This is a genomic window from Burkholderia sp. Tr-20355 (assembly GCF_017104685.1).
In the GTDB taxonomy this organism is placed as follows: Bacteria; Pseudomonadota; Gammaproteobacteria; order Burkholderiales; family Burkholderiaceae; genus Burkholderia; species Burkholderia seminalis.
On the sequence record NZ_JAAGPK010000100.1, the window covers coordinates 20,089 to 29,367 of the forward strand.

Consider the following 9,279-nt stretch of genomic DNA (forward strand, 5'->3'; position numbering starts at 1 on the left):
CCGGACGGACGGCAACGAAACGGCCGCGCGCACGCCATGCGGGCATGCGCGCGGCCGCGTCGGTCAGCGCGCCGGTTACTGGTTCGCCGACGCGATGGCCGCCCCAGCATCGAGGATGCCCGAGCCTGCCGGCATCGCGGTGCACGACGTCCCGGCTGCCAGCTTCGCCGCGCGCGTGCCGCCTTGCAGCTTTTGCTGGATCTGCGCGGGCGTCAAGTTGCCGTTCACCGACAGCATCAGCGCGGCGACCCCCGACACTTGCGGCGTCGCGAGGCTGGTGCCGTTCGCGGGGCCGTAGGTGTCCGTGCCCGGCGTCGTCGTGCCGGTGTTCGACGTCGACAGGATGTTGACACCCGGTGCGCTCAGCGAGACATCGGCGCCGAAGTTGCTGAACGATGCGCGGCGGCCCGTCGCGTCGGTCGCGCCGACGGTGATCACGCCGCGGCAGTTCGCGGGCTGGTCGAGGCCGGTCGACAGGCCGTCGTTGCCGGCCGCGACGACCACGGTCACCCCTTTCGCGGTGACGTCGTCGATCGCCTGCTGGAACGTTATGCTGCATGCGCCGACGCCGCCGAGGCTCAGGTTGATGACTTTCGCGGGCCGCGGGTTCGTCGGCACGCCGTTCACCGCAATGCCGGCTGCCCAGCGCATGCCGTCCGCGATGTCGCTCGTCACGCCGCCGCACTTGCCGAGGACGCGCACCGGCAGGATCTGGCCGAGCCACGACACGCCCGCGATACCCGTGCCGTTGTTGGCGGTCGCGCCGATCACGCCCATCACGCGCGTGCCGTGCCAGCTGCTGTCGCTCGGCTGGCTCGCGCAGTGATAGTACGGGCCGTTCGCGTTGTCGAGTTCCTGCTGCGTGACCCAGTCGCCCGGATCGGTTGCGTCGGGGCCGCGCGTCATGCCGTTGTTGCTGGTGTTGACGTTGCTGATGAAGCTGTAGCCGGACAGCAGGTTGCCCACGAGGTCGGCGTGCGGCCGGTAGCCCGTGTCGAGCACGGCCGTGACGACGGTCGGCGAACCCTTGCTCACGTTCCAGGCGGGCGGCAGGTCGATCCCGGCCGTCGGGTCGGACAGGTACCACTGCTGGTTGTAGAGCGGATCGCTCGGCGTGTCGCGAATCTGCATCGGGTGATCCGGTTCCGCGTAGTCGACATCGCTGTCGGCCGCGAATGCCTGCGCGAGTGCGGCTGCGTCGGTGGCCGCCATGCGCTGACCGAGCGACAGCACGGCCGCGCCGTTCGAGATCGTCCGTTCGACCTGCACGTTCACCGGCGCTTGCGCGACCGTGCTCGCATAGGCGCGCGCGCTGCCGGCCGCCGGCGCCGTCCAGCGCGTCATCGCGCGCTGGATGACCGCGTCGAGCCGCGTCCCGTTGTCGATGGCCGACATCGCACGCGTGGCCGTCAGCGTCTTCAGCTTGACGATCAGGTGATCGACCGACGGCTCGGCCGGTGCCGTCTGCGCAGCCATCTGCACGGCGGCCTGCTGCGTGGCGCATGCATTGCCGCCTGACGAGGCGGGCGGGGTCGCGGGGGGCGTGGGGGCCGGCGTCGGCGTCGGTGTCGGCGCCGGTGCAGCGTTGGAGGAGGAGGGGTTGCTGCCGTCGCCGCCGCCTCCGCCGCCGCAACCGGCGAGAGGCAGGAGGGCGGCGGCGGACAGCATGCCGGCGAGCATGCGCGCGTGTGCGGAGCGCGCCAGCGCAGAATTGAAACGTTTGGCTCTCATGTTGAAACTCGATCCTCGTAGATAACCGTCGTGCCGGCGGTGGCGCTGGTCCGGCTGATCCGGACCTAGTCTTTTTTGTCTGACGGTTGCAGCAGGGTTGCTGCGACGCGCCATGCACTGGGTAACGGCGTGCGCGGCGGCTTCTTGAGTGCGTTTCGCGAGAAAAACAGGGGGTGCCGCAAACGATTTCGTCGGTGCGGCGCAGCATGAACGCGCGTTTGGAACGGGTGGCACAAAGGGCGGGGGCGAGCCCGTGCGAGGCCGGTCGGGGTGACCGTGCGGCGCGGAAGCGATTGGCGCGGCACGGAAAACCTCTTTCACGGTCCGGCCGGTGTTGAAAGTCGCTTACGCTTGCCCTGATGTGACGCGAATATTGTCGGGCGTACGATCGCGGTTCGATCAACGTTTCGTCAGGAGATACGCATGGATCGCCGTTTCCGTTGGCTGGCTGTCGCGCTGTCCTGCGCGCTGGCGGGCGCCGCGCACGCACAGGCCCTTACCGGTACGCTGAAGAAGATCAAGGAGACGGGCGTCGTGTCGCTCGGCATTCGCGAGTCGTCGGTGCCGTTCTCGTATTCGGACAACCAGCAGAAGAACATCGGCTACTCGCGGGACATCGCGTCGCGCATCATCGATCAACTGAAGACGGATCTGAATGCGCCGAACCTCACGGTGAAGGAAATCCCGATCACGTCGCAGAACCGGATTCCGCTGCTGCAGAACGGGACGATCGATTTCGAGTGCGGGTCGACGACGAACACGCTCGAACGGCAGAAGCAGGCCGCGTTCTCGAACAGCATTTTTCTGTACGGCATTCGCTTCAGCACGCGCAAGGACTCGGGCGTGAAGGATTTCGCGGACCTGGCCGGCAAGACGGTCGCGACGACGGCCGGCACGTCGGACGAGCGCCTGCTGCGCAAGCTCAACGAAGAGAAGGCGATGAACATGACGATCATCAGCGCCAAGGATCACGCCGAAGCGTTCATGAACGTCACGACCGGGCGCGCGGTGGCGTTCGTGATGGACGAGCCGCTGCTGTACGGCGAGATCGCGAAGGACCGCAACCCGGGCGCGTACACGGTGTCGGGCACGCCGCTCGTCCACGAAAACTACGCGTGCATGATGCGCAGGGACGATCCGGCGTTCAAGCGGGTCGTCGACGGCGTGATCGCGAAGATGCAGACGTCGGGCGCGGCCGAGAAGCTCTACGACCAGTGGTTCATGCAGCCGATTCCGCCGAAGGGCGTGAGCCTCAACTATCCGCTGTCGCCGGAGATGAAGCAGCTGTTCAAGAATCCGACGGACCAGGCGCAGTACTGATCGCCGAGACGGCGTATCGCGTCGCACATGAAAAAACCGCCGGCACATGCCGGCGGTTTTGTTTTGCAGCCCGGTCGCTCGTGCGCCGGCGTCGCGCGTCAGGCCTTGATTTCGGGCCCGCGCGCAGCCGGCCGGGCCGGTGCCGACGGCGCCGCCGAAGGCACCGAAGGCCGCGCCGGCACGATGACGAGCACCGGTTGAGGCACGGCCCACGCCGGCATCACGAACCCGACCGGTTGCGGCATCGGCATGGCGAACGCGTTGGCGAGCGCGATGTGCTGGAGTGCCAGCATCTGCTGCTGCATCGCGACCATCTGCGCCTGGGCTGCCTGCATCCGGTACTGCGCGGCCTGCATCTGCCGCAACGCTGCCGCAGGCGGCATGCCGCCCGACGACGACGTCTGCATCTCGAAGCTCGCGCCGCCTTGCGGGCCGTGCCAGCTCCACGTGCTGACCTTCATCGGGCCGACGGCCGTCTGGACGACGCGCGTTTCGGCTTTCACGGGCACGGCCTGCCCGTCGACGTCGACGAACATCGGTTGGGCGGCGGCTGCCGCGCCGGCCTGGCCGGCCAAGGCGAGCACGGGCACCAGTGCCAGCGCGCCCGCCGCCATATACGAACGGAATCGCATCTTCGTATCTCCATCAAACGAGACTGATCGAATCAACAATGACGTGCGGCTCACGGAGTGAGCCATCCGGGACAATGCCGCCGTCGGCTTAAATCAACATTAAAACCGCGGCCGGCCGCCCCGGTCAGCGCCTTTCCGGAAGGGCCGCGCGGCATTCAACCTCGCCCGCGCCAGGGGGAATCCGGTCGCCTGGCGCCACAACAGGCACAATACGGGATTCGCCACGATCGCACGCCTGTTCGACATTCGAACATCGACGGTGCGGCACCGCTGCCCGATCTCCTTCCCAGTCGTCATGAACGCCACGCTCACTCCCGCGCGCGAGTCGAATTCGCCGCGCTTCCTGCTGTTCCTGATCTGTCTGTTCGCATCCGCCGGCCAGCTCGCGATCGACATCTACGTGCCCGCGCTGCCCGACATGGCGCGCTCGTTCGCGACCACGCCGCAGGCGATCCAGTCGAGCGTGTCCGGCTACATGGCGGCCTATGCGCTCGGCCAGCTGATCTTCGGCCCGATCGCGGACGCGTACGGGCGCAAGCGCGTGCTCGCGTTCGGGCTCGTGATCTACACGATCGGCTGCCTGCTGTCGCTCGGCGCGCCGAACCTCGAGACGTTCATCCTGGCGCGCTGCCTGCAGGGCTTCGGGATCGCGACCACCAACCTGCTGGCGAAGGCGATCATCACCGATTCGTTCTCGGGCCAGGCGCTGATGCACGCGTTCACGTACATGTCGATCGCGTGGGGGCTCGCACCGATCATCGCCCCGGTGATCGGCGCGCACCTGCAGGAATGGTTCGGCTGGCGGGCGTGCCTCGTGTTCCTGCTCGTCTACTCGCTGGTGATGTGGGCGCTGCTGTGGCACTACCGCGAAACCTTGCCGAAGCCGGTGCATCTCGAGCCGCGCACGCTGATGACGAACGCGGGCAAGGTGCTGGCGAGCCCGGTGTTCCAGAGCTGCTTCCTCGCCCAGGGGCTGTGCTACAGCATCCTGCTCGTGTTCAACATCGTCGGGCCGTTCATGGTGCAGACCACGCTGCACAAGCCGCCGACCTTCTTCGGTTATCTCGCGCTCGGGATCGGCTTGATGTATTTCCTCGGCGGGCTGTCGAACCGGATTCACGGGCGCGGGCTGCCGAGCGCCGAGCAACGGCTGCGCATCGGCGCGCGCGTGATGGCCGGCGCATCGGTCACGATGCTGGTGCTCGCGCTGACCGTCGGCCTGCGCGTGTGGACGCTCGCCACGCCGGTGCTCGTGATGGGTTTCTGCGCGGGCGCGATGTATCCGACGCTGATGGCCAAGGGCAATTCGCTGTTTCCGCATATCGCCGGGCTGACGAGCGCGATCCTCGGCTGCGCGCTGCTGCTCGTGTCGTCCGCGATGATGGGGCTGGCCGGCTTCGTGTCGATCCATGTGCTGACGCCGCTTGCGGTGTTCTTCGTCGCGCTGTCGTTCATCGTCGTGTGGATGGTGACGAAGCTGCTGCGCTACCTGTCGCAGCAACAGGCCGCGCCGGTCGTTTGCGGGCGCGGGGAGGCCGCGTAAGCGCGGCCGGCCGACCCATGAGCCGAATCCTGCTGAACCGCGTCGCCCGATCCGACGCCGCCGACCTGATCGCCGCCAATCGCGCAAGCCGCAATCATCATCTGCCGTGGGTCGACTCGTTCGTCGATCAGGCGGGTTTCGACCCATGGTTCGCCCGCTGCCTGACGGGGCCGAACGTCGGCCTCGTCGCCCGCGAGCAGGCGTCCGGCGCGGTGGTCGGTGTCGTGAACCTCAACGAGATCGTCGGCGGCGTGTTCCAGAGCGCGTATCTCGCGTACTACGGGATGGCGGATTTCAGCCGCAAGGGGCTGATGACGGATGCGCTGCGCGCGGCGATCGCCGTCGCATTCGGCGAGCTGGGACTGCATCGGCTCGAAGCGAACATCCAGCCCGGCAACCACGCGTCGATCGCGCTGGTGCGGCGGCTCGGCTTCGCGAAAGAGGGCTTTTCGCCGCGCTATCTGCGCATCGGCGGCGAATGGCGCGACCACGAGCGCTGGGCGCTGCTGGCGGATGACGCGCGCGAAGCCGGCACCTGACGGCTGATTCCCGTCGCGCCCGTTACAGCGGATGCGCGGCGCCGGCCTGCTGCAACAGCGAAACGGCAACCGGATCCGGCTGTCCGTTCGAGTCGATCGCGCCGGCCTTGGCCAGTGCGACGAGGTCGCTGTCGACGCCCGGTTGCCCGACCACGAACGATGTGGTCAGGAACGCCGGCGCAGCGAGCGTGACCGCATAGCGCTGCTGCAGGTTCGACACGACGGCCGATTGCGCGGCCTGGACCGCGTTCGGGTCGTTCATCACCTGCTGATCGTGCAGGCTGCCCTGGAAATGACCGATCAGCCCGGCCGTGTTCGTGCCGAGCTGGGCCGCGAGATAGACCAGCATCAACTCGGTCTCGGGCGTCGTATTGAAGGTGCCGCCTGCATACGCGAGCGAATGAAGGCTCGTGCCGCCCGACGCCACGGTGATCACGCACGGCAGCGTCGCGTTGAGCGTCACGCGGTAGTTGCCGCCGCCGTCCGTCAGCGTCGTCGCCGAGCCGGCCGCGCAGCTGACCGTCACCTGCGCGCTCGCGAGCGCGCCGCCCGTCGCGGCCGTACCCGACAGCGCGACGGTTTGCGTATTGTTGTTGAAGCAGACATCGACGCCGAAGCAGGCATCGCCGTTGCACGCCTGGAGGGCGGCGAGCGTTGCGACGCACAAGACGCCCAGCGCGGGGCGGGTGAAGCGTTCGTGGCGAATGTTCATGGTCGCGGACGATCGGAAGAATGGGGCAACCGATGCGCGTCGGGAAGGCGGCGCTGTTCTCATTCTAGGCCCCGGATCGGCGCGCTGCTGGCTCGTTTGACCCGGTCGCGACGACAGCGACGCACATGCCTCTGCACCGGGGTTGGCCGGTTCACGTACTCAGGGCTTGCGCGCGGCCGTTTTCGCGAACGCGCCGCGCACCTCGAAGCTGATCGCATCCGCGACGTTGCCGCGTGCGTCGACGAGCTCGAGCCGGTGCCGCCCCGGCCACGGCAGCCATGCGATACGGTCGGCATGCCCGATCACCTTGTCGTCGAGCCGCCACGCGAACTTCGTCGCGCGCCCGGCCGAGCGCTCGAACCAGATGCGCTGATTCCTCGGCGGAATGTCCGGGTCGATCGCGAAGATCGTGCCGTCGGTCGGCGCGCCGATCGTCAGCGGCGCGCGCGCGCCGTCCTTGCCCGGCGCGACGGGCGCCGCGAGCCGGATCGTGTCGACCGCCGTCCCGGCGAGGAACCACTCGTTGCGTGCAGGCTCGATGTCGCGCTCGAACGCGATGCGGCGCGTCTCGACGCCGGCCGGCGCGCGCGGCGCGCGGCTCGGCAGGTCGCGGTGCAGATAACCGACGACGGCCGACCACACGGGCGACGCGCCCGTGACACCCGACACGTCCCACATCGGCGAGCCGTCCGCATTGCCGACCCACACGCCGACCGTATAGCGCGACGTGTAGCCGACGGTCCAGTTGTCGCGCATGTCCTTGCTCGTGCCGGTCTTGACGGCGGAGAAGAAGCGCGTCGCGAGCGGGTTGTCGAAGCCGAACGTGCGCACGCGCGCGTTGTTGTCGGACAGGATGTCGGTGACGATGAAGCTGGCCGCCTCGCTGAACACGCGCGTGCCGTCATTCGTCCCGGCGGGCGTCGATGCGCCGGATGCCGGTGCCGCGGCCGGCAGGTCGACGACCTTGCGCGCGACGCCGCCGTTCGCAAGCGCGCGATAGGCGTTGGTCAGCGAGAGCAGCGTGACGTCGGCGCTGCCGAGTGCGAGGCTGAAGCCGTAGTAGTCGCCTTCCTGCGCGAGCGGCAGGCCGAGCGCGGTCAGCGTGCGCGCGAAGCGGTGCGGCGTGACGAGCACGAGCGTGCGCACGGCCGGCACGTTCAGCGAGCCGCCGAGTGCGCTGCGCACGCTCACCCAGCCCTTGAAATCCTTGTCGTAGTTCTGCGGAATGTACAGGCCGCCGCCGGCGGCGAGGTTGATCGGCGCATCGTCGAGCAGCGACGCGGCCGTCAGCCGTTTCTCGTCGAGCGCCTGCGCATAGAGGAACGGCTTGAGCGTCGAGCCGGCCTGGCGCGGCGCGAGCACGGCATCGACGTCGCGCGCGCTCGACAGTGCGCCCGACGACCCGACCCATGCACGAATCTCGCCGGTCGCGTTGTCGATCACGACGACCGCGCCGTCCTGCACGTTGCGCCGGTGCGCGGGCGCATTGAGTTCGGTCAGCGCGCGCATCAGCGTGTCGCGCGCGAAGCGCTGCAGCGGCGCATCGAGCGTCGTGCGGACCTGCGCGCCGGCCGCCGGTTTGACCTCGGCCGCGATGCGCCGTGCGAAGTGCGGGGCGAGGGCGGCGCCGTCATCGCGCACGGCGCTGGCGGGGCGCGCAACGACGAGCTGCACGTAACCGTCGAGCGATGCGCACGCCGGTTCGGCGTGCATGTCGCGCAGGATCCGGCACGCACGTTCGGCGATCTTCGCCGGCGCCGCGTTCGGCGCACGCACGAGCGCAGCCGCGATCGCCGCCTCGCGCGCGTCGAGGCCCGACGGCGCCTTGCCGAACAGCACCTGCGACAGCGCGCCGAGCCCGACCGTCTCGCCGCGGAACGGCACCAGGTTCAGGTAGGCCTCGAGAATCTGGTCCTTGCGCCAGCCGCGTTCGAGCAGCAGCGCGTTCATCGCCTGCGTGGCCTTTTGCGGCAGCGAACGCTGGCCCGAGCGGCGCGGCGAATCGCTGAGCAGCCCGGCGAGCTGCATCGTGACGGTCGACGCGCCGCGCGTGCGCTCGTTCCACAGGTTGCCCCACGCGGCGCCGGCGATCCCGCGCCAGTCGACGCCGCTGTGTTCGTAGAAGCGCTTGTCCTCGGACACGACGATCGCCTCGCGGAACGCGGGCGAGACATCCGCGAGCGATACCCAGTCGCCGCGCCGTTCGGCGAGGTCGACGCGCGTGCGCTGCAACGGCGTGCCGTCGCGCGCGAGCAGCACCCAGTCGGAACTGCGCCAGTTGCGGCGCACGTCGTCGTAGCCGGGCAGCGCATGTGCAACCAGCGGCGCGGCCAGCACGACGGCGACGAATACGCGGCCGGCGAAACGCGCCGGCCGCGGCCATGCCAGATCGATCATCACGGTCTCGTTACTTGCCCGCGTCGGGCGCCTTCACGGTCATCGGCGGGTTCGGCCACAGGCCGTGGACGGACGGCGCGTACAGCGCCTCGACGCGCGTCGGCGGCAGCCCGAACGTGCCGACGTTGTTCAGCCGCACCGTGTACTCGACCGAGAATTTGCCCTTCGGCAGATAGTCGTAGTACGCGCGGTAGCCGTCGAAATCGCGCTCGATGAATGCCGGCCATGCGCCGTCCGGCGTCTTCTCGCCCTGCGTTGCCGCTTCGGAGTCGCGGCCGAGGCCCGAGCCGAGGATCGTCGCGCCGGCCGGGATCGGATCGTTGACGGCGACCCACGTCATGTCGCTCTGCGCATCGATGTCGAGATGCACGCGCACGACGTCGCCGCGCAGAGCGACATCGATGC

Annotated in this window: 8 protein-coding genes; 3 read left to right on the forward strand and 5 right to left on the reverse strand. The window is 68.8% G+C overall.

Annotated elements, in window-relative coordinates:
• Window positions 1–75 precede the first annotated feature (75 nt).
• Window positions 76–1,731 (reverse strand): S8 family peptidase, encoded by a 1,656-nt coding sequence (locus G3N62_RS22990; RefSeq protein ID WP_124669902.1) that lies wholly within the window; start codon window positions 1,729–1,731, stop codon window positions 76–78.
• Between the two features lie 423 nt (window positions 1,732–2,154).
• Here G3N62_RS22990 and G3N62_RS22995 point away from each other — a divergent pair, with 423 nt between their 5' ends.
• The gene (locus G3N62_RS22995; protein ID WP_049034956.1) at window positions 2,155–3,051 is read left to right on the forward strand and encodes a glutamate/aspartate ABC transporter substrate-binding protein; all 897 of its coding nucleotides are present in this window, start codon (window positions 2,155–2,157) and stop codon (window positions 3,049–3,051) included.
• A 98-nt stretch (window positions 3,052–3,149) separates the two neighbouring features.
• On the opposite strand, the gene G3N62_RS23000 is transcribed toward G3N62_RS22995, so the two are convergent.
• A complete protein-coding gene (locus tag G3N62_RS23000; RefSeq protein ID WP_124669903.1) occupies window positions 3,150–3,683 on the reverse strand; it encodes a hypothetical protein in 534 nt (177 codons plus the stop codon).
• Window positions 3,684–3,978: 295 nt separating this feature from the next.
• Here G3N62_RS23000 and G3N62_RS23005 point away from each other — a divergent pair, with 295 nt between their 5' ends.
• Both G3N62_RS23005 and G3N62_RS23010 read left to right on the forward strand, forming a co-directional pair.
• Window positions 3,979–5,226, forward strand: coding sequence for a multidrug effflux MFS transporter (locus G3N62_RS23005; RefSeq protein WP_034187900.1), 1,248 nt, complete (start codon window positions 3,979–3,981; stop codon window positions 5,224–5,226).
• A 17-nt stretch (window positions 5,227–5,243) separates the two neighbouring features.
• Window positions 5,244–5,765 (forward strand): GNAT family protein, encoded by a 522-nt coding sequence (locus G3N62_RS23010; RefSeq protein WP_034187899.1) that lies wholly within the window; start codon window positions 5,244–5,246, stop codon window positions 5,763–5,765.
• A gap of 22 nt (window positions 5,766–5,787) precedes the next feature.
• Here G3N62_RS23010 and G3N62_RS23015 read toward each other — a convergent pair whose 3' ends face one another.
• The 3 genes from G3N62_RS23015 to G3N62_RS23025 all read right to left on the reverse strand — a co-directional run.
• Window positions 5,788–6,477 carry a hypothetical protein gene (locus tag G3N62_RS23015; RefSeq protein ID WP_049031139.1) on the reverse strand — a complete coding sequence of 230 codons (690 nt, stop codon included), beginning with the start codon at window positions 6,475–6,477 and terminating at the stop codon, window positions 5,788–5,790.
• 159 nt (window positions 6,478–6,636) lie between these two features.
• Window positions 6,637–8,874: a penicillin-binding protein 1C gene (pbpC, locus tag G3N62_RS23020; protein ID WP_034187897.1), complete on the reverse strand. Its 2,238-nt coding sequence runs from the start codon at window positions 8,872–8,874 to the stop codon at window positions 6,637–6,639.
• Between the two features lie 10 nt (window positions 8,875–8,884).
• The coding region (locus G3N62_RS23025; protein WP_206141307.1) for a hypothetical protein at window positions 8,885–9,279 on the reverse strand (395 nt) is incomplete at its 5' end.

Bases quoted from the DNA above. Each gene is read 5' to 3' on its own strand.
- G3N62_RS22990 (WP_124669902.1), bottom strand. From the start codon at position 1,731: ATGAGAGCCAAACGTTTCAATTCTGCGCTGGCGCGCTCCGCACACGCG.
- G3N62_RS22995 (WP_049034956.1), top strand. From the start codon at position 2,155: ATGGATCGCCGTTTCCGTTGGCTGGCTGTCGCGCTGTCCTGCGCGCTG.
- G3N62_RS23000 (WP_124669903.1), bottom strand. From the start codon at position 3,683: ATGCGATTCCGTTCGTATATGGCGGCGGGCGCGCTGGCACTGGTGCCC.
- G3N62_RS23005 (WP_034187900.1), top strand. From the start codon at position 3,979: ATGAACGCCACGCTCACTCCCGCGCGCGAGTCGAATTCGCCGCGCTTC.
- G3N62_RS23010 (WP_034187899.1), top strand. From the start codon at position 5,244: ATGAGCCGAATCCTGCTGAACCGCGTCGCCCGATCCGACGCCGCCGAC.
- G3N62_RS23015 (WP_049031139.1), bottom strand. From the start codon at position 6,477: ATGAACATTCGCCACGAACGCTTCACCCGCCCCGCGCTGGGCGTCTTG.
- pbpC (WP_034187897.1), bottom strand. From the start codon at position 8,874: ATGATCGATCTGGCATGGCCGCGGCCGGCGCGTTTCGCCGGCCGCGTA.